Consider the following 26,803-nt stretch of genomic DNA (forward strand, 5'->3'; position numbering starts at 1 on the left):
TACCGCAAGGTCCAGCAGGGCAAGGCGCTGTTCGTGGTAACCACCGGCAGCTTTGCCGATCAGGCGGCCGCCAAGGCAGCCATCGACGGCCTGCCCGCCAAGGTGCGCGCGGGCAAGCCTTGGGCGCGCAGCTTCGCCGGCATCCAGCAGGAAATCGGCCGGCCCTGACCGGCCTGTCCCGCATGTCGCAGGGGCGACATGCGGACTCCCCTCTCTGTCGCTTTTCTGATAATAAATTTCGCCTTTCTGACTCTGGAGCGAGCTGGAGGCCGCGCCGCGCCTGGCGTTCAGGCATCCCCAGTGTCAACTTGCTCTCCCGGTATCGTTCGCTTTTGCGACATTAACTTTCGGTTTTCGGTCATTTTTGCGTTGTGAGGCTCAGGGGCGCTGTGTAAGATGGCGTCCGTTTCAGTCGTTGCGTTCCCTGTCAAGTGGGGCCGAAACGCTGCGCCAAGTGATTGATTTTGAAAGCAATGTGCCTTCCCGGTGAGGGCCGCCAGGCGAGATTCCCCTATGAAAGCAGGTCTGTACCAACCCGAAGCGTTCAAGGACAACTGCGGCTTCGGCCTGATTGCCCACATGCAGGGCGAGGCCAGTCATCACCTGCTCAAGACTGCCATTCAGGCGCTGACCTGCATGACCCACCGCGGCGGCATCAATGCCGACGGCAAGACCGGCGACGGCTGCGGCCTGCTCATCCAGAAGCCCGACCTGTTCCTGCGCGCGGTGGCCCGTGAGGAATTCAATGTCGAGCTGCCGGCCCAGTACGCGGTGGGCATGGTGTTCCTCAACGCCGACCCGGTGAAGGCCGAAGCGGCGCGCGCCAACATGAACCGCGAGATCCAGGCCGCCGGCCTGCAGCTGATCGGCTGGCGCAAGGTGCCGGTGGACACTTCCGTGCTCGGTGAGCTGGCGCTGGCGCGCCTGCCGCAGATCGAGCAAGTGTTCGTAGGCGGCGCAGGCTTGTCCGACACGGCGTTCGCCGTGCAGCTGTTCCGCGCCCGGCGCCGCTCCTCGGTGGCCAACGCCGCCGATACCGACCACTACGTGTGCAGCTTCTCGGCGCAGACCCTGATCTACAAGGGCCTGATGATGCCGAAGGACCTGCAGGCATTCTTCCCGGATCTCAACGACGAGCGTCTGCAGACCGCCATCGCGGTGTTCCACCAGCGCTTCTCGACCAACACCCTGCCGAAGTGGCCGCTGGCCCAGCCGTTCCGCTTCCTCGCCCACAACGGCGAGATCAACACCATTCCCGGCAACCGCAACTGGGCGCAGGCACGTCGCCTGAAGTTCGCCAACGACCTGATCCCCGACCTGCAGGAGCTGGGCCCGCTGGTCAACCGCGTCGGTTCCGACTCCTCGAGCATGGACAACATGCTGGAGCTGCTGGTGACCGGTGGCATGGACCTGTTCCGCGGCCTGCGCATGCTGATGCCGCCGGCCTGGCAAAACGTCGACACCATGGATGCCGACCGCCGCGCCTTCTACGAATACAACTCCATGCACATGGAGCCGTGGGACGGCCCGGCCGGCATCGTGCTCACCGACGGTCGCCACGCCGTCTGCCTGCTCGACCGCAACGGCCTGCGTCCGGCCCGCTGGGTCACCACCAAGAACGGCTACATCACCCTGGCCTCGGAAGTCGGCGTCTGGGACTACCAGCCCGAAGACGTGCTGGCCAAGGGTCGCGTCGGTCCGGGGCAGATCCTCGCCGTGGATACCCACACTGGCGACGTACTGCACACCGACGACATCGACAGCCGCCTGAAGTCACGCCACCCCTACAAGAAGTGGCTGCGCCAGAACGCCCTGCGCATCCAGTCGACCCTGGACGACAACGACCACGGCGGCCCGCAGTACAGCAGCGAGCAGCTCAAGAGCTACATGAAGATGTTCCAGGTCACCTTCGAGGAGCGTGACCAGGTGCTGCGTCCGCTGGCCGAGCAGGGCCAGGAGGCCGTGGGCTCGATGGGCGACGACACGCCGATGGCCGTGCTGTCGCGCCGCGTGCGCTCGCCGTACGACTACTTCCGCCAGCAGTTCGCGCAGGTCACCAACCCGCCGATCGACCCGCTGCGCGAAGCCATCGTCATGTCGCTGGAAACCTGCCTGGGTGCCGAGCGCAACGTCTTCGAGGAAACCCCCGAGCACGCCAACCGCGCGATCCTCAGCAACCCGGTGATCTCCCCGGCCAAGTGGCGGACCATCATGGAGCTGGACCGTCCCGGCTTCGAGCGGCATGTCATCGAGCTGAACTACGACGAGTCGGTGGGTCTGGAAGCCGCCGTGCGCAGTTTCGCCGACCAGGCCGAAGCGGCGGTCAAGGCCGGCAAGGTGCTGCTGATCCTCAGCGACCGCCACATCGCCCCGGGCAAGCTGCCGGCGCACGCCGCGCTGGCCGTGGGCGCCGTGCACCACCGCCTGGTGGAGAAGGGCCTGCGCTGCGACTGCAACATCCTGGTGGAAACCGGCACCGCCCGTGACCCGCACCACTTCGGTGTGCTGCTGGGCTTCGGCGCCACCGCCGTGTACCCGTACCTGGCCTACGAAGTGCTGGCCGACCTGATCCGTACCGGCGAAGTGCTGGGTGATGTCTACGAGGTCTTCAAGTACTACCGCAAGGGCATCTCCAAGGGCCTGCTGAAGATCCTCTCGAAGATGGGCATCTCAACCGTGGCCTCCTACCGGGGCGCCCAGCTGTTCGAAGCGGTCGGCCTGGCCGACGAGGTGGTCGAGCTGAGCTTCCGTGGCGTGGCCAGTCGCATCAAGGGGGCGCGCTTCGTCGACCTGGAAAACGAACAGAAGCTGCTCGCCGCCGAAGCCTGGACCCCGCGCAAGGGCATCCAGCAGGGCGGCCTGCTGAAGTTCGTGCACGGCGGCGAGTACCACGCCTTCAACCCGGATGTGGTGAACACCCTGCAGGCTGCGGTGCAGACCGGTAACTACGCAACGTTCAAGGAATACACCGCGCTTGTGGACAGCCGTCCGGTGTCCATGCTGCGCGACCTGCTCAAGGTCAAGGAGGCCGCCCAGCCGCTGAGCCTCGACGAGGTCGAGCCCCTGGAATCGATCTTCAAGCGCTTCGACGCCGCCGGCATCTCGCTGGGCGCGCTGTCGCCGGAGGCCCACGAAGCCATCGCTGAAGCCATGAACCGCATCGGCGGGCGCTCCAACTCTGGCGAGGGCGGTGAAGACCCGGCGCGTTACGGCACCCTGAAGAGCTCGAAGATCAAGCAGGTGGCCACCGGCCGCTTCGGCGTCACCCCGGAGTACCTGGTCAATGCCGAAGTGCTGCAGATCAAGGTGGCCCAGGGCGCCAAGCCGGGCGAGGGTGGTCAGTTGCCCGGCGGCAAGGTCAACGGCCTGATCGCGCGCCTGCGCTATGCGGTGCCCGGCGTGACGCTGATCTCCCCGCCGCCGCACCATGACATCTATTCCATCGAGGACCTGGCGCAGCTGATCTTTGACCTCAAGCAGGTCAACCCCAAGGCGCTGGTCTCCGTGAAGCTGGTGGCCGAGCCGGGTGTGGGCACCATCGCCGCTGGCGTGGCCAAGGCCTACGCCGACCTGATCACCATCTCCGGCTACGACGGGGGCACCGGCGCCTCGCCGCTGACCTCCATCAAGTACGCCGGCTCGCCGTGGGAGCTGGGCCTTTCCGAGGCGCACCAGACCCTGCGCGGCAACGACCTGCGCGGCAAGGTGCGCGTGCAGACCGACGGCGGCCTGAAGACCGGCCTGGACGTGATCAAGGCCGCCATCCTCGGCGCCGAGAGCTTCGGCTTCGGCACCGCGCCGATGATCGCCCTGGGCTGCAAGTACCTGCGCATCTGCCACCTGAACAACTGCGCCACCGGCGTGGCTACCCAGAATGACCAGCTGCGCAAAGACCACTTCATCGGCACCGTGGACATGGTGGTGAACTTCTTCACCTTCATTGCCAGCGAAACCCGCGAGTGGCTGGCGCGTCTTGGCGTGCGCAGCCTGGAAGAACTGATCGGGCGCACCGACCTGCTGGAAATTCTCCCCGGTGAAACCGAGAAGCAGGGTCATCTGGACCTCACGCCGCTCCTGGGCAGCGACCTGATTCCGGCCGACAAGCCGCAGTTCTGCCAGGTGGCAAGCAACCCGTCCTTCGACCCCGGCCTGCTGGCCGAGAAGATGGTCGAGCTGGCCGGCATGGCCATCGCCGACAAGCTGGGCGGCGAGTACGCGCTGACCATCTGCAACTGCGACCGCTCCATCGGCGCGCGGGTCTCCGGCGAGATCGCCCGTCGCCACGGCAACCAGGGCATGGTCGATGCGCCGATCACCTTCCGCTTCAAGGGTACCGCCGGTCAGAGCTTCGGCGTGTGGAACGCCGGCGGCCTGAACCTGTACCTGCAGGGCGACGCCAATGACTATGTCGGCAAGGGCATGACCGGCGGCAAGATCGTCATCACCCCGCCGGCCGGCAGCCAACTGGATACCCGCGTGTCGGCCATCGTTGGCAACACCTGCCTGTACGGCGCCACCGGCGGCAAGCTGTTCGCCGCCGGCACCGCGGGCGAGCGCTTCGCGGTGCGCAACTCCGGCGCCCATGCGGTGGTGGAAGGCACCGGCGATCACTGCTGCGAATACATGACCGGCGGCTTCGTCTGCGTATTGGGGCGTACCGGCTACAACTTCGGCTCGGGCATGACCGGCGGCTTCGCCTACGTGCTGGACGAGGACAACAGCTTCTTCGATCGGGTGAACCACGAGCTGGTGGAAATCCAGCGCATCACCGGCGAGGCGATGGAAGGCTATCGCAGCCACCTGCAGAAGGTGCTTGCCGAGTACGTCGCCGAGACCGGCAGCCCGTGGGGCACCGAGCTGGCCGAGAACCTCGACGACTACCTGCGTCGCTTCTGGCTGGTCAAGCCCAAGGCCGCCAGCCTGAAGAGCCTGCTGGCCAGCACCCGCGCCAACCCGCAATAACCCGTGACCCGGGGCAGAGCCTTCTGCCCCGACCCAGATTCCGCGAGCGGGCACCCAAGATGTCCGCCGCTGCCAAGAGGTTTTTAGTCATGACTGAACGTCTGCATAACGACTTCCAGTTCGTCGACGTTGATCGCCAGGACCCGAAGAAGAAGCTGCTGCGCGTGCGCAAGAAGAACTTCGTGGAGATCTACGAGCCCTTCAAGCCCGACGAGGCCAGCGAGCAGGCGCACCGCTGCCTGGAGTGCGGCAACCCGTATTGCGAGTGGAAGTGCCCGGTGCACAACTACATCCCGAACTGGCTGAAGCTGGTCTCGGAAGGCAACATCCTGGCCGCTGCCGAGCTCTCCCACCAGACCAACACCCTGCCGGAAGTCTGCGGCCGCGTCTGTCCGCAGGACCGCCTGTGCGAGGGCGCCTGTACCCTCAATGACACCGGCTTCGGCGCGGTGACCATCGGCTCGGTGGAGAAGTACATCACCGATACCGCCTTCGCCATGGGCTGGCGCCCGGATCTGTCCAATGTGGTGCCGACCGGCAAGCGCGTCGCGGTGATCGGCGCCGGCCCGGCGGGCCTGGGCTGCGCCGACGTGCTGGTGCGCAACGGCGTGACGCCGGTGGTGTTCGACCGCAACCCGGAGATTGGCGGCCTGCTGACCTTTGGCATCCCCGAATTCAAGCTGGAGAAGCAGGTACTGGCGCGCCGTCGCGAGGTGTTCACCGGCATGGGCATCGAGTTCCGCCTGAATACCGAGATCGGCAAGGACATCGGCATGCAGCAGCTGCTGGACGAGTTCGATGCGGTGTTCATGGGCATGGGCACCTACACCTACATGAAGGGCGGCATCCCCGGCGAGGATCTGCCGGGCGTGCATGCCGCGCTGGATTTCCTGGTGGCCAACGTCAACCGCAACCTGGGCTTCGAGAAATCGCCGGCCGACTTCGTCGACATGAAGGGCAAGAAGGTGGTGGTGCTCGGCGGTGGCGACACCGCCATGGACTGCAACCGCACCTCGATCCGCCAGGGCGCCAAGAGCGTCACCTGCGCTTACCGCCGCGACGCCAAGAACATGCCGGGCTCGCGCCGCGAGGTGAAGAACGCCAAGGACGAGGGCGTGAAGTTCCTGTTCAACCGCCAGCCGGTGGCCATCGTCGGCGAAGATCGGGTGGAAGGCGTCAAGGTGGTGGAAACCCGCCTGGGCGAGCCGGATGCCCGTGGCCGCCGCAGCCCCGAGCCGATCCCGGGCTCCGAACAGATCCTGCCGGCCGACGCCGTGGTGATCGCTTTCGGCTTCCGTCCCAGCCCGGCGGCCTGGTTCCAGGACTTCGAGATCGGCACCGACGAGCAGGGCCGGGTGGTCGCGCCGGAACAGGGCCGCTTCAAGTTCCAGACCGGCAACCCCAAGGTATTCGCCGGCGGCGACATGGTGCGCGGCTCGGATCTGGTAGTCACTGCCATCCATGAAGGCCGTCAGGCCGCCGAGGGCATCCTCGACTACCTGGGCGTGTGACGCCCTGCGGTCGGCCAGCCTTCTCCGGTTGCTCCGCCTGACGCCGATCAAACCAAAGATGAAAGGCCCGGCCCGCGCCGTGCCTTTTGTCGCGCGCTTTGCGACAATGCCCGGTCTCTTTTCTGGCTGGAACCTGGACATGACTGCCCTGAAGAACGATCGCTTCCTGCGTGCCCTGCTCAAGCAACCCGTCGACGTGACACCGGTGTGGATGATGCGCCAGGCCGGCCGCTACCTGCCGGAATACCGGGCGACCCGAGCCAAGGCCGGCGACTTCATGAGCCTGTGCATGAATCCGGAGCTGGCCTGCGAGGTCACCCTCCAGCCGCTGGAGCGTTACCCGCTGGATGCCGCGATCCTGTTCTCCGACATCCTCACCGTGCCGGACGCCATGGGCCTGGGCCTGTACTTCGAGACCGGCGAAGGCCCGCGTTTCAAGAAGGTGGTCAGCACCCTGGCCGATATCGAGGCGCTGCCGATCCCTGATCCGGAAAAGGACCTGGGCTATGTGATGGACGCCGTGCGCACCATCCGCCGTGAGCTGAACGGCCGCGTGCCGCTGATTGGCTTCTCCGGCAGCCCCTGGACCCTGGCCACCTACATGGTCGAAGGCGGTTCCTCCAAGGACTTCCGCAAGTCCAAGGCGCTGATGTACGAGAACCCGCAGGCCATGCACGCGCTGCTGGACAAGCTGGCGCAGTCGGTCACCAGCTACCTGAATGGCCAGATCAAGGCCGGCGCCCAGGCGGTGCAGATCTTCGACTCCTGGGGCGGCAGCCTGTCGGCGGCGGCCTACCAGGAATTCTCCCTGGCCTACATGAAGAAGATCGTCAATGGCCTGATTCGTGAGCACGACGGTCGTCAGGTTCCGGTCATCCTGTTCACCAAGGGCGGCGGCCTGTGGCTGGAATCCATGGCTGACGCCGGTGCCGAGGCGCTGGGTCTGGACTGGACCTGCGACATCGGCAGCGCCCGCGCCCGCGTGGGTAACAAGGTGGCCCTGCAGGGCAACATGGACCCCAGCGTGCTGTACGCCAAGCCGGACGCCATCCGCGCCGAGGTGGGTCGCATCCTGGCCGCCTACGGCCAAGGCACCGGTCATGTGTTCAACCTGGGCCATGGCATCACCCCGGAGGTCGATCCGGCCCACGCCGGCGCCTTCATCGAGGCGGTGCACGAGCTGTCGGCGCAGTACCACCGCTGAGTCGCTGGCGGTTTCGCCTGAAAAGAACGCCACTTTATGTGGCGTTCTTTCATTTCGGCCCGCCTGGCGAAATGCCCGATCTTGAGCCTTCCGTAGGGGTCGCGCGGGTGCAGGTCATGACATAGACTCCAGGGTCATTGTCAGAATCGGGGAGACCAGCATGCGGCGAGTCGTGTTCAACCAGAAAGGCGGCGTCGGCAAGTCGAGCATCGCCTGCAACCTCGCCGCCGTAAGCGCCGCCGAGGGCTATCGCACCCTGCTGATCGACCTGGATGCCCAAGGCAATTCCAGCCACTACCTGACCGGGCTGAGCGGCAACGAGCTACCGGTCGGCATCGCCGATTTCTTCAAGCAGGTGCTGTCCTCCGGGCTGACCAGGAAGGGCCGCGTGGACATCTACGAGACGCCGTTCGACAACCTGCACCTGGTCACCGCCACCCCCGAACTGGCCGAGCTGCAGCCCAAGCTGGAGCAGAAGCACAAGATCAACAAGCTGCGCAAACTGCTCAGCGAGCTGTCGGCGGACTACGACCACATCTACCTGGACACCCCGCCGGCGCTGAACTTCTACACCGTCTCGGCGCTGATCGCCGCCGACCGCGTGCTGATTCCGTTCGACTGCGACAGCTTCTCGCGCCAGGCGCTGTACGGCCTCTTGGAGGAAATCGACGAACTGCGCGAGGACCACAACGAGAAGCTGCAGGTGGAGGGCATCGTGGTCAACCAGTTCCAGCCGCGCGCCAGCCTGCCGCAGCAGATGCTCGACGAGCTGATCGCCGAGGGCATGCCGGTGCTGCCGGTGTACCTGAACAGCTCGGTGAAGATGCGCGAGTCGCACCAGGCGTGCATGCCGCTGATCCACCTGGACCCGAAGCACAAGCTCAGCCAGCAGTTCGTCGAGCTGCACCGGCATCTGAACGCAGATAGCTGAAACGCGCCGTAGGCGGTCGGCGCTTTTCCGGCCGCAGAAAGGAACCCGACCGAAGTTGCGGCGCTTTTCCGACTCTAGCCTCGGCTGATCAGGATGTCGCAGGGCGGCTGGCGCAGCAGGTCCTGGGCCATGCCGCCGAGCAGCGCGTCGCCCATCAGGCTGCGGGTGTGCTTGCCCAGCGCCAGCAGCTGCGGCCGTCGTTCGGCGATGGCCGCGGCCAGGCAGGCGCCGCGTTCGCCGCTGCGCACACCGTATTCGAGTACCCGACCGGGCGGTGCCAGGCGCGCCTGTTCGTCCGCCACCAGACGGCTGAACAGGCTGCACTGCAGGTCGAGATCCTCCTGCTGTTCGGCCGCCTTGCTCGGCGCGACCTCGAACACGTTCAGCGCGTACAGCTCGGCCTCGCTGGGCAACAGTCGATGCGCCTGGTGCAGGGCGGCGCAGGCGCACTGCGAGAAGTCCAGCGCCACCAGCGCCCGCTGATAGGGCGACACATCCCGGTTGATGGCCAGCAGCAGCGGAATGCGGCTGCTGCGCGCCAGGCGTTCCAGAGTGGTGCCGGCGAACAGCTCGGGGCTGGACTTGTGATGGGCGCCCAGCACCAGCAGATCGGCGCCGACGCCTTCCGCCTGGCTGGCGATGGTGGCCGACGGTTGACCCTTGGCGATACGCAGCTCGGCGCCCGGCAGCCCCAGGGCCTGCAGGCGCTCACGCAGCGGCTGCGGATCGGTTTCCCGCTCCTGCACATGCAGCAGGGTCAGGCGACCCTCCAGCTGGCGGGCCAGCTGGGCGGCGCGCTGCAGGGCCAGGTCGGCCTCCGGGGTCAGGTCGTGGGCGATGAGAATGTGCATGGTGAACACCTGAGTTGAGGCTGCCGTTTCGAGCCGACAGCCTAGCAGAGGGCAGCCCCGTCGGGCTGCCCTGGGTCAGGTCATAGCGCCGCACCGCGCAGTTCGGCGACCCGCTGCTGCAGGGTCAGCCGGTCGGTGTCCGGCGCCAGCGGTTCGCCGGCCACCAGGGTGACCCGCGACCAGATGCGGCGGAACGGCCGGCGCGCCGGGTCGCGGCTGAAGAAGCTGCCCCACAGCCCGCGCAGCGCCAGCGGGATCACCGGCACCGGCGTGTCGCGCAGGATCAGCTCGACGCCGCCCTTGAACTCGTTCAGCTCGCCGGTGGTGGTCAGCTTGCCCTCCGGGAAGATGCACACCACTTCGCCGGCCTCCAGGTAGGCCTTGATGCGCGCGAAGGCCTGCTCGTAGATCGCGCGATCCTCGTGCTGGGCGGCGATGGGCACCGCGCCGGCGGTGCGGAACACGAAGTTGAGCACCGGCAGGTTGTAGATGCGGTAGTACATGACGAAGCGCACCGGGCGACGGATGGCGCCGCCGAGCAGCAGCGCGTCGACGAACGACACGTGGTTGCACACCAGCAGCGCGGCGCCCTCGTCGGGGATCGCCTCCAGGTTGCGGTGCTCGACCCGGTACAGGGTGTGGCCGAGCAGCCAGATGATGAAGCGCATGCTGAACTCGGGAACGATGGTGAAGATGTAGCCGTTCACCGCCAGGTTAAGCAGCGAGACGATCAGGAACAGCTCGGGAATGCCCAGCCCGGCCCAGTCCAGCACTGCGATGGCGAGCAGCGCCGCCAGCACCATGAACAGCGCGTTGAGGATGTTGTTGGCGGCGATCACCCGGGCGCGCTCGTCCGGCTCGCTGCGCGACTGGATCAGTGCGTACAGCGGCACGATGTAAAAGCCGCCGAAGACGCCCAGGCCGAGGATGTCGAGGAGGATGGCGCGCCCCGGCGCGCTGGCCAGCAGCGTCAGCCAGTCGTGGGGCGCGCCGCCCGGGAAGCTGGCGACGTGCCAGGCCAGCAGCAGGCCGAACAGGCTCAGGCCCAGCGAGCCGAAGGGCACCAGGCCAATCTCCACCTTGTGGCCGCTGAGCCGCTCGCAGAGCATCGAGCCGAGCGCGATGCCCACCGAGAACACCAGCAGGATCAGCGTCGCCACGCTTTCGTCGCCGTGCAGCCAGTCGCGGGCCAGCGCGGGGATCTGCGTCAGGTACACCGCGCCGAGCAGCCAGAACCAGGAATTGCCGAGCAGCGAGCGCGAAACCGCTGGGCGGCGGGTCAGGCCCATGCGCAGGGTGCGCCAGGTCTGCCGGGGAATGTTCCAGTCGAACCTCAGGCCCGGCAGCGCCGCCGGGGCGGCGGGGATGCCGCGGCTGGCCAGGTAGCCGAGCAGCGCCACTGTCACCAGGCTGGCGCCGATCCACAGGCTGTAGTCCGCGCGCGCGAGCAGCAGGCCGGCGCCCAGGGTGCCGAGCAGGATCGCCAGGAAGGTGCCGGACTCCACCAGCGCGTTGCCGCCGACCAGTTCGGTGTCGTCCAGGTGCTGCGGCAGGATCGAGTACTTCACCGGGCCGAACAGTGCCGACTGGGTGCCCATGGCGAACAGCGCCAGCAGCATCAGCGGCACGCTGCCCAGCCAGAAGGCCAGTGCGCCGAGCAGCATCAGCGCCAGCTCGAGCAGCTTGAGGCGGCGGATCAGCCAGTCCTTGGCGTACTTCTCGCCCAGTTGGCCGCCGAACGCCGAGAACAGGAAGAACGGCAGCACGAACAGCAGCGCGCAGAGGTTGACCAGGGTGTCGGCGCTGCCGGACAGGGTCAGCTTGAACAGGATGGCGAGGATGATCGCCTGCTTGAACAGGTTGTCGTTGAAGGCGCCGAGCGCCTGGGTGAGGAAGAACGGCAGGAAACGCCGGCTGCGCAGGAGGCTGAACTGGGACGACGAGGACATGGTTTCCATCCGTGAACAAGGCCGAGGGGCCGCTCACGGCCCCGTTCGGCGCATAGCATATCGCCACTGAGGCGACAGACCCATGTCAGGCGCGCCGGCCTGTGATCAGATCCCCTGCTGGCGCAGCCAGGCGAGCAGCTGCGGTAGCGGCATGGCGCCGCTCTGGCGGGCCGCCTCGCGACCGTCCTTGAACAGCAGCAGGCTGGGAATCGAGCGGATGCCCAGTTGCCCGGCCAGCTGCGGGTTGGCCTCGCTGTCCAGCTTGGCCAGCCGGCATCTGCCCTGCAGCTCGCGGGCGGCCTGGGCGAAGGTCGGCGCGAAGCTGCGGCACGGCCCGCACCAACTGGCCCAGACATCCACCAGCAGCGGCAGGTCGCCCTTGAGCTGGCTGGCGAACGAGGCCTGGTCGATGTCGAACGGCGCCGCCGGCAGCACGGCGGACTTGCAGCGCCCGCAGCGCGGCGCGTCGTGCAGGCGATCGGCGGGAATACGGTTCAGCCCGGCGCAGGACGCGCAGGGCACCAGCAGGGTGTCGGACATGCAGAAGGCTCCGGAAATGGGCAATGCCCTTTAGGTGGAGCCGGGAAGGGGAGAAATCAACGGGGCGGGCCTGCGCGGGGTGTTATGGACGTAGGGTGGATCGCGCTTTACCGATCCACCAACGCGCCAAGGCGCGGCCGGCGAGGCGCGCCGTGCCGGCGCGAGGGTGGACAAGAAAAGCGTTGTCCACCCTACGAGTGCAGGCAGTCAGTCTTAGCCTTTCGCCGCTTCCAGCGCCTGGGTCAGGTCTTCGAGGATGTCATCGATATGCTCGATGCCGATCGACAGGCGCACCAGGTCGCGGGAGACGCCGGCGCGGGCCAGTTCCTCGTCGTTCAACTGACGGTGGGTAGTGGAGGCCGGATGGCAGGCCAGCGACTTGGCGTCGCCGATGTTCACCAGGCGCACCACCAGCTTGAGGGCGTCGATGAACTTCGCTGCGGCGGCTTCGCCACCCTTGATGCCGAAGGACATGATCGACGCCGGCTGGCCGCCCATGTAGCGCTGCGCCAGCGCGTGCTCCGGGTGCTCCGCCAGGCCGGCGAACTGCACCCAGCTGACCTGCGGGTGGCCCTTGAGGAACTCGGCGACCTTCTGGGCGTTCTCGCAGTGGCGCTCCATGCGCAGCGCCAGGGTTTCCAGGCCCTGCAGGATCAGGAAGGCGTTGAACGGCGACAGCGCGGCGCCCATGTTGCGCAGCGGCACCACGCGGCAGCGGCCGATGAACGCGGCCGGGCCGAAGGCCTCGGTATAGGTCACGCCGTGGTAGGACACGTCCGGAGTGTTGAGCAGCGGGAAGCGCGCCTTGTTCTCGGCCCAGGGGAATTTGCCGGAGTCCACCACGATGCCGCCGATGCTGGTGCCATGGCCGCCGATGTACTTGGTCAGCGAGTGCACCACGATGTCGGCGCCATGTTCGAACGGCCGGCACAGGATCGGCGTGGCCACGGTGTTGTCGACGATCAGCGGCACGCCATGGCGGTGCGCGGCATCGGCCAGCGCCTTGAGGTCGATGATGTTGCCGGCCGGGTTGCCGATGGACTCGCAGAACACCGCCTTGGTGTTGTCGTCGATCAGCGCTTCCAGCGCGGCGATGTCGTCGTGGGGCGCGAAGCGCACCTGGATGCCCTGGCGCGGCAGGGTGTGGGCGAACAGGTTGTAGGTGCCGCCGTACAGCTTGGCCACCGAGACGATGTTGTCGCCCACGCCGGCGATGGTCTGGATCGCGTAGGTGATCGCCGCCATGCCCGAGGCCACCGCCAACGCCGCCACGCCGCCTTCCAGCGCCGCCACGCGCTTTTCCAGCACGTCGGTGGTGGGGTTCATGATGCGCGTGTAGATGTTGCCGGCCACCTTCAGGTCGAACAGGTCGGCGCCGTGCTGGGTGTCGTCGAAGGCGTAGGAGGTGGTCTGGTAGATGGGCACCGCCACGGCCTTGGTGGTCGGGTCCGGGCTGTAGCCGGCGTGGATGGCCAGGGTTTCCGCTTTCATGCAGGGTCCTTGTTGTTGGTTTTCGTGTGGAGCGCAGCATGGCCAGACCGTCTGGGGCGGTCAATGCCCTGAGTCAGCCTGAGCCGTTGGCGAGCTAGATCGTTTTCTGCCGATTTAGAACACCGAGGAATAGATGTTGTAAGCGCTTATCGCGGTAATCAGCAGGCCGACGACAATCAGCAAGGTGCGGGCCGGCAGCTTCCTGCACAGCAGGGCGGCAAAGGGCGCGGCGAACAGGCCGCCAAACACCAGGCCGGCCACCATCATCCAGGTGCTCGGCTCGCCGGCCAGCAGGATGAACGAGGCCGCGCTGGCCAGGGTGAGGAAGAATTCCGCGAAATTCACCGAGCCGATGGTGGTGCGCGGGTCGCTGCCCGAGCCGATCAGGCTGCTGGTCACCACCGGACCCCAGCCGCCGCCCCCGGCGGCATCCACGAAACCGCCGAACAGCGCCAGCTTGCCGACATGCCGGGGCGCCTTGCGCTGGAAAACCTGACGGCAGGCCTTGCACAGGATGTACAGGCCCATCAGCAGCAGGTAGGCGGAAATGAAAGGCTTCATTACCGCGCCATCGAACTGGGTGATCAACAGGGCTCCGAGGAAGGCGCCGAGCATGCCGGGCAGCAGCAGGCTGAGGAACAGCCGGCGGCTGACATTGCCGAGCTTCACGTGAGAAATTCCGGACAGGCCGGTGGTGAACACCTCGGCGATATGCACGCTGGCGCTGGCCGCCGCCGGACTGGCCCCGGCGCTGAGCAGGAAGCTGGTGGCAGTGATGCCGTAGGCCATGCCGAGCGCACCGTCCACCACCTGGGCGAGAAAGCCGACCGCCACGGCACTCCAGAATGCCGGGCTGTGCAGGGTGCGGTCGATGATCTCCAGGCCGCTCAGCCCGCCGTTGTCGCCGAAGAACAGCCGCCAGGCCAGCACCGACAGCAGGCTGGCGAGGATTGCCAGGGCCGCCCACATGGCGATGCGCAGGGCCGGGTGGTTGTCCGGATGGCTGATGGTGTCCTCGATCGGCGGCAGCCCCAGCCGGGTGTGCTCCGCGTTGAGCGGGGAGTCGCTGAGGTCGATGGAGCGAATCTTCATGGGGGCGGGCCGTGGGCAATCACAAATCGACGGCGACCTTAGCGAGCCGGGTTTAGCACGTCCAAGTATGTTTCGCTTGTAAGTTATGCCTTGAGGTTCTAAGTCCGGCGCGCAGGAAACGAGCGCTGTATTCAAGCCGAAGGCTCCAGGGACGATAAGATGGCCACCCTCCGTCGCTTTGGGGGCAGGGCCCCCGCCTCACAGAAGAGTCCAACCATGAAGAAAACAGGGATAGCCGCCGTCGTTCTGCTGGTGGCCGGTGCCGCGGTGACCGCCGGTGCCTGGTACACCGGCACTCAGCTGGAAACCCTACTCCCCGAAAAGATCGCCGAAGCCAACCAGGAACTGGCGCGCCAGCTGCCGGGCAGCGAGGTGCAGCTCAGCCTGACCTCCCTGGAGCGCGGGGTGTTTTCCAGCGTCGCCCGCTACCAGCTCGACCTGGGCGAACTGGCCCACGAATGGCCCGCCTCCGAACTGGTACTGGTCGAGCACATCGAGCACGGCCCGCTGCCCTTGTCGCGCCTGAGCACCCTGCGCCTGCTGCCAGTGCTGTCGCACAGCCAGACGCGCCTGGAGGAAACCGCGCTGACCGCGCCGTGGTTCAGGCAGGCCGAAGGTGGCGAACCGTTGCGCATCCAGACCACGCTGGGCTACGACCTGGAGGCCAGCGTGCGTCTGGAGGTCGCGCCGCTGCGCTTCGCCGACGGCGAGACACACCTCAGCTTCAGCGGTTTCCAGGGCGAATTCGAGGGCTCCGCCGAGCAGGTGACGGGTAGCGGGCATTTCGACCGTCTGGAGCTCAGCACCCTCGGTGAGCAGCCGACGCGTGTGGGCCTGCAGGGACTGCAGGTGGTTTTCGACCGCCACAAGGGGCCGTCCGGCCTGTTCCTCGGCGAGCAATCGGTGACGCTCGAGCGGCTGGATGTGCACTGGCCGGGCCTGGAACCGCTGGTGCTGACCGAGCTGGCCCAGCGTGATCGCCTGAGCCAGACGGACGACCTGCTGGCCGCCGACCTGACCCTCGAACTGGCGGGACTGAGCTATGCGGAGCAGCCGCTGGGCGCGTTGCGCATGGACTGGAGTGCCCGCGACCTGAATGCCGGGGCGATCGTTGCACTGGCGGACCTGATCGCCAGCTATGCCGAGACTCTGGAAAGCGACCCCGAGCATGAGGGCTTCAGCCATGCCCAGGAACAGCATCTCAAGGCTGCGCTGGAGTCTTTGCTCGACAGCCGGCCCAGCCTCAGCCTGGACAGTCTGTCGCTGAAGACCGCCAACGCGGAGAGTCGCCTGAGCCTGCAGCTGGGCCTGAGCAAGCCGGCGATGGGTGAGGCGCTGCCGCCGGAAGTGCTGATCCAGCAACTGGTCTCCCGCCTCAACCTGCAGCTGGACCTGCCCAAGGTCAGCATTCGCGACCTGGTGGGCTACCAGGCGCTGTTCGATGCCAGCCTCGACCCGCAGGCGGTGGCCATGGAAGCCGACATGCTGGCCGAGATGGCCGGCGACATGGCGGTGGGTATGGAACTGGCCACCCTGCAGGGTGACACCCTCCAGACCCGTCTGGACTATGCCGACGGCCAGGTGACACTGAACGGCCAGACCCGTCCGCTGGAGGAGTTCCTCGCCATGCTGGGCCTGCTGGCTGGCGGCGGCGTGGCAATCGAATAGGACTGCCCGCCGTGACGCCCGGTGGTTGCAGCGGCGGCTGGACCAGCCCGTAGGGTGGACAACGTTGTCCTTGTCCACCATGGCCCCCGCGCGCAACCTGATAGCGGCCAGAAAAACGCTGACCGCCCTACCTGCTTCATCAGGACGAGCAACTGATTTCCAGGTGCTTGCCCCATTCCGGTGGGCGCTCGGTGTAGCGCTCCTTGCCGGGCTGTTCCTCGAAGGGGCGACTGAGCACCGCGTGCAGCTCGTGCAGCGGCGCGAAGTCGCCGGCCTCGGCGGCTTCGATGGCCTGCTGGGCCAGGTAGTTGCGCAGGCTGTAGCGCGGGTTCACCGCGTGCATGCGCGCACGGCGCGCCTCGGCCGAGCCGCCTTCGCGCGCCACCCGGGCGCAGTAGTCGGCGGCCCAGGCGTCGAAACCAGCCAGATCGACGAACTCCTCGCGCAGCGTGCCCACCGCCGCTTCGGCGGGTTGTTCGCCCAGCGCGCGAAAGAAGTTCGGGTAATCCACCGCGCCGCCCTGCATCAGTTGCAGCAGGCGCTGGATCAGCTCTGTATCCGCCTCCTCGGCCTGGGTGAAGCCCAGCCTACGGCGCATGCGGTCCAGCCAGTGCGCCTGGTACAGCGGCAGGAACAGGCCGAGGGTCTCGCGCAGCGCCTCCACCGGTACGAACGGCGTCAGCGCCTGGGCCAGCGCCGACAGGTTCCAGTGGGCGATGGGCACCTGGTTCTCGAAGCTGTAGCGCCCCGTGTCGTCGGAGTGGTTGCAGATGAAGCGCGCGTCGAAATCATCCAGAAAGGCGTAGGGGCCGAAGTCGAAGGTCAGGCCGAGGATCGACAGGTTGTCGGTGTTCATCACCCCGTGGCAGAAACCGTAGGCCTGCCAGGCGGCGATCATCTCGGCGGTGCGTTCGACCACCGCGCGGAACAACGCCGCGTCATCGGCGCAGTCCGGGAAATGGTTGGCGCGGGTGAAGTCCAGCAACTGGCGCAGCGCCCCATGCTGGCGCGTGTAATAGAAGTACTCGAAGTGGCCGAAGCGGATATGGCTGGGCGACAGGCGCAGCAGCATGGCGGCGGTTTCCTTGCGCTCGCGCCACACCGGCGTCGCCGAGGCCACCACACACAGCGCGCGTGTAGTGGGAACACCGAGGGCCGCCAGGTATTCGCTGGCCAGGAATTCGCGGATGGAACTGCGCAGCACCGCGCGGCCATCGCCCATGCGTGAGTAGGGCGTCGAGCCGGCGCCTTTCAGGTGCAGGTCCCAGTGCTCACCGGCCTCGTTGACCACTTCGCCCAGCAGCAGCCCGCGACCATCACCCAGGCGCGGGTTGTAGACGCCGAACTGGTGCCCGGAATAGACCATCGCCCTGGGTTCGGCGTCGCGCCACAGCGCATTGCCGGAGAATAGCCGGACGAATTCCGGCCGCTGCGCTTCGGCCGGGTCCAGATCGAGCAGCGCCAGGGCCGCCTCACTGGCGATGGCCAGGCGTGGCTCGGCGATGGGCTCGGGCTGCACGGCGGTGGAGAAGTCATCGCCCAGGCGCGCGAAACGGTTGTCGAAGTGCAACTGGTCCAGGCGTTTCATGGGCAACCTCAGGGTTTGGCCGGCGGTGGGGTCGGCTGCTCGGTGGCCGCCCCGGCGGCGGCCAGCGCGGCGGTGTGGCCGATCTGCGCTTCCTGGCCCTCCAGGTTCTTCACGAACACGTCGACCTGGCGGAAGGCGATTTCGATGCTGTGCTCGCGGAACAACTGGTCGATGCGCCGGTTGATCTCGTCGGTGGCGCGGCCGCGATCGCCCAGTTCGCGCACATGGATGATCAGGTCATGATCCAGGGTGCTCTCGCCGAAGGTCTGGAACAGCACCAGCGGCTCCGGGTCGCGCATCACCCGCACGTTCTCCTGGGCGGCCTGGTAGAGCAGGCGGCGCACCAGGTCCAGGTCCGAGCCGTAGCCGACACCGACCTTGAGCACCAGGCGGGTGACGGTGTCGCTCAGCGTCCAGTTGATCAGCTGGTCGGTGATGAAGGTCTTGTTGGGCACCACCACCACCTTGCGGTCGGCGTCGACGATGTGGGTGGCGCGGATGCGGATGCGGTTCACCGAGCCGGTGACGTTGCCGATGGTCACCAGGTCGCCGATGCGCACCGGGCGCTCGAACAGGATGATCAGGCCGGAGATGAAGTTGGCGATGATCTCCTGCATGCCGAAGCCGATGCCCACCGACAGCGCCGCCACCAGCCACTGCAGCTTGTCCCAGCTGACTCCCAGGGTGGACAGCGTGGTGACGATGCCGACGCCCATGATCAGGTAGGACAGCAGCGTGGTGGTGGCATAGGCGCTGCCCTGCCCCAGGCGCATGCGCGACAGCACCAGCACTTCCAGCAGGCCCGGCAGGTTACGCGCCAGCACCAGGGTCAGGCCGACGATCAGCAGCGAGCCCAGCAGGTCGAGCAGGCTGATCGGCCGCAGGCTGGCGGTGGCGCCGCTGCCCTGGGTGAATTCGTAGAGGGTGACGGTATCCAGGTAGCTGAACACCGTCAGCAGGTCGGCCCAGACCCACCAGAGCACCGCCAGCAGGCCGGCGAACAGGCCCAGGCGGATCAGCCGCAGGGATTGCTGGTTGACCTGCTCGATGGCCAGCCCGGGCTCCTCGACGGGCGCCGCCACGCCGTCGACGCCCTCCGGCGTCTGCGCCTCAGTTTCGCGGCGGGCCTGCGCGCGCTGCCAGGCCAGGCGCCGGGCCGCCACCGCCAGGCCACGCGCCAGCAGGGCTTCCAGCAGCACCCAGAGCAGCAGGGCATAGAGGGTATCGATCAGCCGGCCGCTCAGTTTGAGCGCCGTGTAGTAGTAGCCGGCGAAGATCGCCGCCATCAGCAGCAAGGGCAGCAGGGCGACCAGCGCGCCGAGCAGCCGGCGCAGCGGCGGCGCCTCGCGACTCTGCGGGCCCTGGAACATCAGGCGGGCCAGCAGCCAGGTCAGCAGGGCGAAACCGACCAGCAGCAGGGTCACGCCCAGCACGTCCTGGTCGAGCACGCCCGGCTGGTTCTCGGCGAACGCCACCACGCCGACCAGGATCAGCAGCACGATGCCCAGCCAGCGCATCTGACGATGCAGGAACGTCACCTGGGCGCGGCTCCAGCCGAAATGTCGCTCGGCCACCCCGCCCGGCGCGAGTATCTGGTGCGCGGTGTACAGCACCAGCCAGGCGCCGGCCATGGCGTACAGCGCGGCCCCCAGGTGAGCGTTCTGGCCGCGCGCATCGATCTGCAGGGCATAGCCGCCCAACGCCAGCATTAGACTGACGGGCAGGGCCTGCAGCAGGTTGAACAGGATGGCCAGCGGCGTGTGGCTCTGGCTGTCGCGCTGCACGTGGCCGATGTCCTCATGCAGGGCGTGCAGTTTGCGTCGCCACAGCCGGCGCTGGGTGATCAACAGGGCGCTGAGCAGCAGCGGCAGGAACACCCAGGGGCGGCTCAGCAGTCCGTTGGCCAGCTCGCCGAGGACGCCCTGCCAGTCCAGGCGCGCGGTCTGCTCGACCAGCCGGCCCGGCAGGCGCTTCCACCAGTCCAGCTTCAGCGGTGGGTGGCTGGGAATCCAGAACAGCTGTTCTTCCAGGGTATTGCTCAGTCGGCTGGCCAGGTCGCGCAGCTGTCGCTGGTTGAGCTGCAGGCTCACCGCTTCGCCAAGCAAAGCGTTGAGTTCCCGCGCCAGGCGGTCGGCCAGGTCGATCCGGCTGTTCATCAGCTCCAGCAGAGCATCGCGCAGCCGATCATTGGCGGGTTCGCCGCTGTCGGCGAGCAGGCGGTCGACGAAGTTACGCGGGTTGGACAGTTGCTCGCGATTCTGGTTGAGCTCGAACTGGTAGAGGCGGATGTCGGCGATCTCGTTCGCCAGCTTGCCATCCACCTCCACCTGCGGCAGGCGGCGCTTCTGTTCCATGAGGATCTGCGCCAGCAGCAGACTGCCCTTGAGCGCCTCGATCTGCTCGCCGAGCACCTGTTCGCTCTGCGTCAGGCTTTCCAGGCGCTGGCGGGTGCGCAGGTTGGCCTGGGTCACCTCGTTGAGGCGGTCGGTAATGCGCAGCAGGTGATCGGTCAATTGCAGATTGCGCGCGGTTTCCTGGGCGATCAGGCGATCCGGGCTGGCGCTGTGGGCTTCCCGGGTCGCCTGCTCGCGGGCCTGCTCGGACTGCGCCAGGCGCTTGGTGTTGATCAGTTCCTGCAGGGCGAGGATCTCCTGCTCCAGGCGCTCGATGCGCGTGGTGAGCAGCTCGCGGCGACGGCTGCCCAGGTCCAGCAGGGTGTCGTTGCCGGCCAGGGCGCGGCGGCTGAATTCATTGCTGAGGGTCAGGGTGGCCAGCTCGGCCGTCAGCAGGTCGCGCTGTTCGGCGCTGAGCGCCTGGCCGTCCAGGCGGTCGTCCTTGAGGGCTGCCTGCAGTTTCTGCATGCGCGCCTGGTTGCCGCTGATCTCGGTCTGTGCCCGCTCTGGACGTGTCTGCGCATTGATGACCAGGCTGTTGGCGGCGGTCAACTCCTGTTGCCACTCGGTCAGCTGCTGGTTGCGCGCGTCGAGGATGATCTCCAGCTCGACGATCTGGGCGCCGGCCTGCTCCCGCGCCGGATCGCTCTGTGGCCGGGCCTGCAGTTCCTCATAGGCGCGGCGGGCCTCGCTGATCTGCTCGGGCGCGTCGGCCAGCTCCCGTTCCAGGGCGCTGATCCGCTCGCGCAACTCGTCCTGGCGGGCCAGCTGCGCGAGCGTCTGTTCCAGGGTCTGCTGCACCTGCAACTGCTCGCTCTCCGGCAGTTTGCGATCCGGCAGGGCCGCCAGGGCAGCCTCGACGGACTCCCGGCTGGGCGGTTCGGCAGCATGGAGGGGAAGGCAGACGAGTAGCAGGAGGAACAGCGAACGAATCAGGGGCATGGGCTGGTCGGTGAACGGCGGGCCGGCGCGCAATGCGCGCCGGCCTCTGGCTAGAAGGACGGCCCCGGCGGCAGGGATTTGCTGCCCTCGGGGAATTTCAGACCGATCTTGCGGATGCGCGGACCGTCCATCTTGGCGACGGTCCAGGTCAGGCCGTTCCATTCGACCTGATCGCCTACCACGGGTTCGCTGCCCAGGCGCCGGGCGATGAACTGTCCGAGCGGCATGTCGCCGGCCTCTTCACCCAGGTTCAGCCCGTACACGGCGGCGACCGCGCCCAGCTCGGCCGAGCCTTCGAGGATGAAGTCGCCGAAGAAGTGCAGGTCCTGGCCGCGCTTGGGCGGTTGGCTGAACAGATTGCCGAGGGTGGGCAGGTCTTCTTCCTGGCCGATCACGCAGAGGATGTCACCCACCTGCAGCGTGGTGCTGCCGCTGGGGTGCAGCAACTGCTGGCCACGGAACAGCGCCGCGATGCGGGTGCCGGCAGGCATGTTCAGCGCGCGCAGCGGCGCGCCGATGTACCACTTCTTCTCGCCCAGGCGATAGACGAACAGTTCCCAGGGGCTGGTGGGGTGTACTTCCAGGCCGGTACGGGAAATCGGCGACGGCGACGGCGGCACTTCCACCCGCGCCTTGCGGGCCGCCCACGGCAGGGTGCTGCCCTGCAGCAGCAACGACACCAGCACGATGAAGAAGGCCACATTGAAGAACAGCTGGGCATTTTCCAGCCCGGCCATCAGCGGGAACACCGCGAGAATGACCGGGACCGCGCCGCGCAGGCCGATCCAGGAGATGAAGCTGCGCTCACGCAGGTTGAAGCCCTTGAACGGCAGCAGGCCGATGAACACCGACAGCGGCCGGGCGAAGAAGATCATCCACAGCGACAGCGCCAGGGCCGGTACGGCGATGGGCAGCAGCTCGCTGGGCGTCAGCAGCAGGCCGAGCACCAGGAACATGCCGATCTGGCTTAGCCAGGCCAGGCCGTCGAACATGTGCAGGATGCCGTGGCGGTTGCGGATCGGCCGGTTGCCCAGCAGCAGGCCGCAGACGTACACGGCGAGGATGCCGCTGCCACCGATGGCGCTGGCGATGGCGTAGATCATGATGCCGCCGCTCACCGCCAGCAGCGGGTACAGGCCGCTGGCGATCTCGATGCGGTTGATCAGCTGCAGCAGCAGCCAGCCGCCGGCCAGGCCCAGCACGATGCCCAGGCCGAACTGCTGGATCAGGCTGACCAGGAAGCCGAGGCCGAAATCGGCTTCACCGGTGGCGATCATGGCGATCAGCGACACGGTGAGGAACATCGCCATCGGGTCGTTGCTGCCCGATTCGATTTCCAGGGTGGAGCCGACCCGCTCGTTCAGCCCCTTGCCGTTGAGCAGGTTGAACACCACCGCGGCGTCGGTGGAGCCGACGATGGCGCCGATCAGCAGGCCTTCCAGCAGGGTCAGGTTGAACAGCCAGGCGGCGGCGATGCCGGTCAGGCCGGCGGTGATCATCACCCCGACGGTGGCCAGCGACATGGCTGGCCACAACGCCACGCGGAAGGTGGCGGCGCGGGTGCGGATGCCGCCGTCCAGCAGGATCACCGCCAGCGCCAGGTTGCTGACCAGGTACGCCAGTGAGTAATCGTTGAAGACGATGCCGCCGATGCCGTCGACGCCGGCCAGCATGCCCACGGCCAGGAAGATGACCAGCACCGGGATGCCGATGCGGGTGGAGAACGAGCTCACCAGGATGCTGCTGGCCACCAGAAGCGCGCCAATGAAGAACAGGCCGTTGATGCTGCTGGCGTCCAAAGGCGTCGCTCCTTCTCGTCTGACTGTGTCGGGTTTCGAAGAGCGACGCTATGTCAATAAGCCCTCGAATATCAAGCGCTTAATGCAATTTGAGGGCCATGACGAAAATGCGCCTCAGCGGTCGAGTCCGCCCGCCAGCCGCTGTGTCAGTTCGGCCGCCGGCAACCCCTGCGTGTTGCCGACATGCTGACCGGCCCACAGCGGCGAACAGGCGTCGGATCCCTGGCGCTCCGCCGCGGCGCGCAGCGGGCCGATCGCATTGCCGGCCAGCGGGAACGGGGCAATGCCCTCGGGGCGCGGGCCCAGGGCCTGGATGAGACGGTTGACGATGCCGCGCGCCGGCCGGCCGCTGAACAGCGTGGTCAGCTCGGTGTAACGGGCCGCCGGACTGCCCAAGGCGGCCCGGTGCAGGGCGCTGGTACCGGCTTCCGGGCAGGACAGGTAGGCGGTACCCACCTGCACACCGGCGGCACCCAGGGCCAGGGCGGCGCGCACGCCGCGCGCATCGGCGATGCCGCCGGCGGCGATCACCGGCACGTCCAGGGCATCCACCAGTTGCGGCACCAGCGCGAAGATGCCGAGCTGACGACCCAGGTCCGATGACAGGAAGTGGCCGCGATGGCCACCGGCTTCCAGGCCCTGGGCTATCACCGCGTCGACGCCGTGCGCCTGCAGCCACAGGCCTTCCTCCACCGTGGTGGCGCTCGACAGGATGCGCGCCCCGCTGGCCTTGACGCGATCGAGCAACTCGGGCGCCGGCAGGCCGAAGTGGAAGCTGACCACCGCCGGCCGATGGCGCTCGACGATGTCGGCCATCGCCGCGCTGAACGGCTGGCGTCCCAGGCCGTCGGGGATGCTCGCCGGATCGACGCCGAACTCGGCGTACAAGGGCGCCAGCAGTGTGCGCCAGTGCTGCTCGCGCGCAGCGTCCGGGGCCGGTGGCGTGTGGGCGAAGAAGTTCACGTTATAGGGCTGATCGGTGAGCGCCCGGAGCTTGCCCAGCTCGGCATCCAGCGCCTCGGGGGCAAGCAGCGCCGCCGGCAGCGCGCCGAGGCCGCCGGCCTGGCAGACGGCGGCGGCCAGGCGGTGGTCCTGGGAGCCGGCCATGGGGGCCTGGAGGATCGGCAGTCGGCAGCCGAGCAGGGAAGTCAGGGCGTTCATCGTTGCAAAGCTCCTTGCGAGCGAAGGGTGGAAGGACCCGGCACCGCCCACATCCAGCCCAGCGACCAGATGAAGGCGCCCAGGCCCAGGGCGAAACTCTGCACCAGGGTGCCGCCGGCCTGCAGCCACAGCTCGGCCAGCCACGGGCCAGAGAGCTGCGCGCCGCCGTACAGGGCAATCAGCGCGGCCGACAGGCGCGGTCCCTGATGGGGCTGCAGGCTGCGCGCCAGGCGCTGGGTGAGCAGCACACTGCCGATGAAACCGCCGCCCACCAGCGCCGCGCAGAGCAGCACGCCGGTGGCGTTCGGCAGCAGCAGCGGCGCCGCGCAGCCGATGCCCTGCAGCACGTAGGTGCCGAACAGCGCGCCGCGATCGCCCAGGTGCGCGCCCAGGTAGTTCCAGGTCGGCACGGAGAGCAGGCAGGCGAAGGCGGTCCACAGCCAGACCTGGCCGATCAGCGGATCGCCCACCGGCAGCAATTGGTTGGCCAGCGTGGGCAAAAAGGTCATCGGCAGGATGTAGCCCAGCCCGGCGCCGGCGTAGGCCATGAACAGCGGCGTGCTGGCGCGGTCGAACAGCCGCCTCGACGGCGGGGGGGTCATCGCCGCGCGGCGCGGCCGGCGGGATGTGCAGGCGCAGCAGCAACAGGCAGCTGAGCAGCGCCAGCGGCACCGCCAGTGCGGCCATCGGCCACCAGCGCGCCGCACCGCGCAGCCACTCGGCGGGCGCCTCGGCCAGCCAACTGGTGAGCAGCAGGCCGGCGGCGAAACCCAGGTACACCAGCCCGCTCAGGGTGGCGCGGCCACGTTGCGCCAGCCATTCCAGCACCAGCGCCGGGGCGAGCACGAACACCAGGCCGTTGCTGATGCCGTTGGCCAGGCGCAGCAGCAGCAGGCCGAACACGTCCTCGCAGGCGCCCTGCGCCAGGGTGATGGCGGCGTTGCCGAGCAACGCCAGCGGCAGCGCGATGCGCAGGCGCTGCGGCGCGGCCAGCAGCAGGGCGAGCAGGGCGCCGAGCAGGTAACCGATGTAGTTCCAGGTGGCGAGCCGCGCACCCTGTTCGAGGCTCAGCAGGCCGTCGGCAAGCAGGTGGGGCAGCAGCGGGGTATAGGCGAAACGACCCAGGGCGTGGACAACGACCAGGGCGGCGCTGCCGGCGAACAGGGCAAGGAAAATCTGGCGGGGAGAAGCGGCTGGCATGTTCTTGTACGTCCTTGGGCAACCACGGTCGTCACCATAGCGGTTGCCCGGTGCGGATCGTTAGTGAAAAATCCTGAGCCTCGCTTTCACTCCGGATGAAACCCCTTGGCTACCTGGGAACGCCTCAACCCCTATCTGCTGCGGCACTTTCTGGCCATCAGTCGCGCCGGCTCGCTGAGCGGCGCGGCGAAGAGCCTGCATTGCGTGCCGTCCAACGTCTCGGCCCGCCTGCGCCAGCTGGAGGAACAGCTGGGCGTCAGCCTGTTTCGTCGCCAGGCCCAGCGCCTGAGCCTGACCCCCGCCGGCGAGCGCCTGCTGCCTCACGCCGAGCAGCTGGAGCAGCTGTGCCGGCAGGTGTGGAGCTGCGTGCACGAGGACCCCTGGAGCGGCGAGCTGCGACTGGGTTCCATGGAGACCACCGCCGCCGTGCGCCTGCCGGAAGTGCTGGCCGCCTTCCACCGCGAGGCGCCGCGGGTCAGCCTCAGCCTGCTGACCGGGGCCAGCCGCCAGTTGATCGACGAAGTGCTGGCCGGGCGCCTGGATGCCGCGCTGATCGGCGGACCCTACAGCCATCCGCAACTGGTGGGCGAAGAGGTCTGGCGCGAGGAGCTGGTGCTGGTGCTGCCAGCGCGCGCGCAGCTGGACATGCTGGCGCAGTCGCCGGTGACCCTGCTCGGCTTTCCCAGCGGCTGCCACTATCGCGAGCGGCTGGAGCGCTGGAGCGAGCGGCAGTCGCTGCAGATCGCCGCGCGGCAGAGCTACGGCTCGATCGACGCGATCCTCGGCGGCATCGCCGCCGGCATGGGCATCGGCCTGTTGCCGCGCAGCCTGTTGCAGAGCCATGCGCGCGGCCAACTGGTGGCCTGGCAGCCGATCGATGCGGAACTGGCGGCGGCGCCGACCCTGCTGGTGCGCCGCCGTGACGCCGCTCCCCATCCGGCCCTGGAGAGGCTGCGCGAGCTGCTGCACGGGCGCTAGGCCTGCACGGACCCGTAGGAGCGAATTCATTCGCGAGCTTTTGGCGTCGGCCGCACCTGGCCGGCCACACCTAGCCGGCCGCCACAATAAGCTCGCGGACAAGTCCGCTCCCGCCAAAGCGGCTGCGGTTCCGTCCCTAGGCGCTGCCCACCTTGAACTGGCCGACCAGCCGCGTCAGGTGTTCCATCTGGTCGCGGATCTCGCTGGCCGCGCCCACCGTCTGCCGGGCGGCGCGGGTGCTCTGCTCGGCCACCTCGGCGATGGTGTCGATGTTGCGCTGCATGTCCGTGGTGACGCTGGCCTGCTCCTCGGCGGCGGTGGCGATCTGCCGGGTCATGTGGCTGATGGTGCTGACCGCCGCCGCGATGCGCTCCAGCGCGGCATTGGCTTCGCGGGTGCGCTCGACGCTCTGCCCGGCCTCGCGGTGACTGACCGCCATGCCGCCGACCGCCTGGCGGGCCTGTTCCTGCAGGTGCAGGACCATCGTGCGGATCTCCCCAGTGGAGGCGCTGGCCCGCTGCGCCAGGTCGCGCACCTCGCCGG

The 26,803-nt window shown here is 67.7% G+C and carries 17 protein-coding genes and 1 pseudogene; 7 read left to right on the forward strand and 11 right to left on the reverse strand.

Annotation, left to right across the window (positions count from 1 at the left end):
• The 5 genes from AS93_RS20750 to AS93_RS0116695 all read left to right on the forward strand — a co-directional run.
• Positions 1-168, forward strand: a 168-nt coding sequence (locus AS93_RS20750; RefSeq protein ID WP_037009774.1) for an SPOR domain-containing protein, incomplete at its 5' end; no start/stop codon positions are given.
• A 345-nt stretch (positions 169-513) separates the two neighbouring features.
• Positions 514-4,962: a glutamate synthase large subunit gene (gene gltB / locus AS93_RS0116680; protein ID WP_027591651.1), complete on the forward strand. Its 4,449-nt coding sequence runs from the start codon at positions 514-516 to the stop codon at positions 4,960-4,962.
• 89 nt (positions 4,963-5,051) lie between these two features.
• A complete protein-coding gene (locus tag AS93_RS0116685) occupies positions 5,052-6,473 on the forward strand; it encodes an FAD-dependent oxidoreductase (RefSeq protein WP_027591652.1) in 1,422 nt (473 codons plus the stop codon).
• A 139-nt stretch (positions 6,474-6,612) separates the two neighbouring features.
• Positions 6,613-7,677 carry a uroporphyrinogen decarboxylase gene (gene hemE, locus AS93_RS0116690; RefSeq protein WP_027591653.1) on the forward strand — a complete coding sequence of 355 codons (1,065 nt, stop codon included), beginning with the start codon at positions 6,613-6,615 and terminating at the stop codon, positions 7,675-7,677.
• A 160-nt stretch (positions 7,678-7,837) separates the two neighbouring features.
• Positions 7,838-8,608, forward strand: coding sequence for a ParA family protein (locus AS93_RS0116695; RefSeq protein ID WP_027591654.1), 771 nt, complete (start codon positions 7,838-7,840; stop codon positions 8,606-8,608).
• A 74-nt stretch (positions 8,609-8,682) separates the two neighbouring features.
• Here AS93_RS0116695 and AS93_RS0116700 read toward each other — a convergent pair whose 3' ends face one another.
• From AS93_RS0116700 to AS93_RS0116720, 5 genes are all read right to left on the reverse strand, one after another.
• Positions 8,683-9,459 carry a universal stress protein gene (locus tag AS93_RS0116700; protein WP_037009776.1) on the reverse strand — a complete coding sequence of 259 codons (777 nt, stop codon included), beginning with the start codon at positions 9,457-9,459 and terminating at the stop codon, positions 8,683-8,685.
• Positions 9,460-9,539: 80 nt separating this feature from the next.
• The gene (locus AS93_RS0116705; protein WP_027591656.1) at positions 9,540-11,408 is read right to left on the reverse strand and encodes a 1-acyl-sn-glycerol-3-phosphate acyltransferase; all 1,869 of its coding nucleotides are present in this window, start codon (positions 11,406-11,408) and stop codon (positions 9,540-9,542) included.
• 105 nt (positions 11,409-11,513) lie between these two features.
• Positions 11,514-11,948: a thioredoxin TrxC gene (trxC, locus tag AS93_RS0116710; protein WP_027591657.1), complete on the reverse strand. Its 435-nt coding sequence runs from the start codon at positions 11,946-11,948 to the stop codon at positions 11,514-11,516.
• 213 nt (positions 11,949-12,161) lie between these two features.
• Positions 12,162-13,439: a bifunctional O-acetylhomoserine aminocarboxypropyltransferase/cysteine synthase gene (locus tag AS93_RS0116715; protein WP_027591658.1), complete on the reverse strand. Its 1,278-nt coding sequence runs from the start codon at positions 13,437-13,439 to the stop codon at positions 12,162-12,164.
• Between the two features lie 114 nt (positions 13,440-13,553).
• The gene (locus AS93_RS0116720) at positions 13,554-14,531 is read right to left on the reverse strand and encodes a sulfite exporter TauE/SafE family protein (protein WP_027591659.1); all 978 of its coding nucleotides are present in this window, start codon (positions 14,529-14,531) and stop codon (positions 13,554-13,556) included.
• Positions 14,532-14,747: 216 nt separating this feature from the next.
• Between AS93_RS0116720 and AS93_RS0116725 the strand changes: the two genes are divergently transcribed.
• Entirely contained in the window at positions 14,748-16,199 is a 1,452-nt protein-coding gene (locus AS93_RS0116725; RefSeq protein ID WP_027591660.1) for a YdgA family protein, read from the forward strand.
• Positions 16,200-16,338: 139 nt separating this feature from the next.
• On the opposite strand, the gene AS93_RS0116730 is transcribed toward AS93_RS0116725, so the two are convergent.
• From AS93_RS0116730 to AS93_RS19660, 5 genes and pseudogenes are all read right to left on the reverse strand, one after another.
• Positions 16,339-17,787 carry a YdiU family protein gene (locus tag AS93_RS0116730; RefSeq protein ID WP_027591661.1) on the reverse strand — a complete coding sequence of 483 codons (1,449 nt, stop codon included), beginning with the start codon at positions 17,785-17,787 and terminating at the stop codon, positions 16,339-16,341.
• Between the two features lie 8 nt (positions 17,788-17,795).
• A complete protein-coding gene (gene mscK, locus AS93_RS0116735) occupies positions 17,796-21,122 on the reverse strand; it encodes a mechanosensitive channel MscK (RefSeq protein WP_027591662.1) in 3,327 nt (1,108 codons plus the stop codon).
• Positions 21,123-21,172: 50 nt separating this feature from the next.
• On the reverse strand, positions 21,173-22,921 hold the full coding sequence (locus tag AS93_RS0116740; RefSeq protein ID WP_027591663.1) for a potassium/proton antiporter: 1,749 nt from the start codon (positions 22,919-22,921) through the stop codon (positions 21,173-21,175).
• Positions 22,922-23,035: 114 nt separating this feature from the next.
• A complete protein-coding gene (locus tag AS93_RS0116745) occupies positions 23,036-24,082 on the reverse strand; it encodes a nitronate monooxygenase family protein (protein WP_051587522.1) in 1,047 nt (348 codons plus the stop codon).
• Positions 24,079-25,282 (reverse strand): annotated as a pseudogene (locus tag AS93_RS19660) (YbfB/YjiJ family MFS transporter). The gene AS93_RS0116745 and the pseudogene AS93_RS19660 overlap by 4 nt, the downstream one beginning before the upstream one ends.
• A gap of 105 nt (positions 25,283-25,387) precedes the next feature.
• Between AS93_RS19660 and AS93_RS0116755 the strand changes: the two are divergent.
• On the forward strand, positions 25,388-26,260 hold the full coding sequence (locus AS93_RS0116755; RefSeq protein ID WP_027591665.1) for a LysR substrate-binding domain-containing protein: 873 nt from the start codon (positions 25,388-25,390) through the stop codon (positions 26,258-26,260).
• A gap of 136 nt (positions 26,261-26,396) precedes the next feature.
• On the opposite strand, the gene AS93_RS19665 is transcribed toward AS93_RS0116755, so the two are convergent.
• Positions 26,397-26,803 (reverse strand): methyl-accepting chemotaxis protein (locus AS93_RS19665; RefSeq protein ID WP_037009781.1); only part of this gene is annotated, 407 nt, incomplete at its 5' end.

Source organism: Pseudomonas sp. RL (assembly GCF_000647775.1).
GTDB classification, from domain to species: domain Bacteria; phylum Pseudomonadota; class Gammaproteobacteria; order Pseudomonadales; family Pseudomonadaceae; genus Serpens; species Serpens flexibilis.

Coding starts and splice junctions, on each gene's coding strand:
- gltB (WP_027591651.1), top strand. CDS start 514: ATGAAAGCAGGTCTGTACCAACCCGAAGCGTTCAAGGACAACTGCGGC.
- AS93_RS0116685 (WP_027591652.1), top strand. CDS start 5,052: ATGACTGAACGTCTGCATAACGACTTCCAGTTCGTCGACGTTGATCGC.
- hemE (WP_027591653.1), top strand. CDS start 6,613: ATGACTGCCCTGAAGAACGATCGCTTCCTGCGTGCCCTGCTCAAGCAA.
- AS93_RS0116695 (WP_027591654.1), top strand. CDS start 7,838: ATGCGGCGAGTCGTGTTCAACCAGAAAGGCGGCGTCGGCAAGTCGAGC.
- AS93_RS0116700 (WP_037009776.1), bottom strand. CDS start 9,459: ATGCACATTCTCATCGCCCACGACCTGACCCCGGAGGCCGACCTGGCC.
- AS93_RS0116705 (WP_027591656.1), bottom strand. CDS start 11,408: ATGTCCTCGTCGTCCCAGTTCAGCCTCCTGCGCAGCCGGCGTTTCCTG.
- trxC (WP_027591657.1), bottom strand. CDS start 11,948: ATGTCCGACACCCTGCTGGTGCCCTGCGCGTCCTGCGCCGGGCTGAAC.
- AS93_RS0116715 (WP_027591658.1), bottom strand. CDS start 13,439: ATGAAAGCGGAAACCCTGGCCATCCACGCCGGCTACAGCCCGGACCCG.
- AS93_RS0116720 (WP_027591659.1), bottom strand. CDS start 14,531: ATGAAGATTCGCTCCATCGACCTCAGCGACTCCCCGCTCAACGCGGAG.
- AS93_RS0116725 (WP_027591660.1), top strand. CDS start 14,748: ATGAAGAAAACAGGGATAGCCGCCGTCGTTCTGCTGGTGGCCGGTGCC.
- AS93_RS0116730 (WP_027591661.1), bottom strand. CDS start 17,787: ATGAAACGCCTGGACCAGTTGCACTTCGACAACCGTTTCGCGCGCCTG.
- mscK (WP_027591662.1), bottom strand. CDS start 21,122: ATGCCCCTGATTCGTTCGCTGTTCCTCCTGCTACTCGTCTGCCTTCCC.
- AS93_RS0116745 (WP_051587522.1), bottom strand. CDS start 24,082: ATGAACGCCCTGACTTCCCTGCTCGGCTGCCGACTGCCGATCCTCCAG.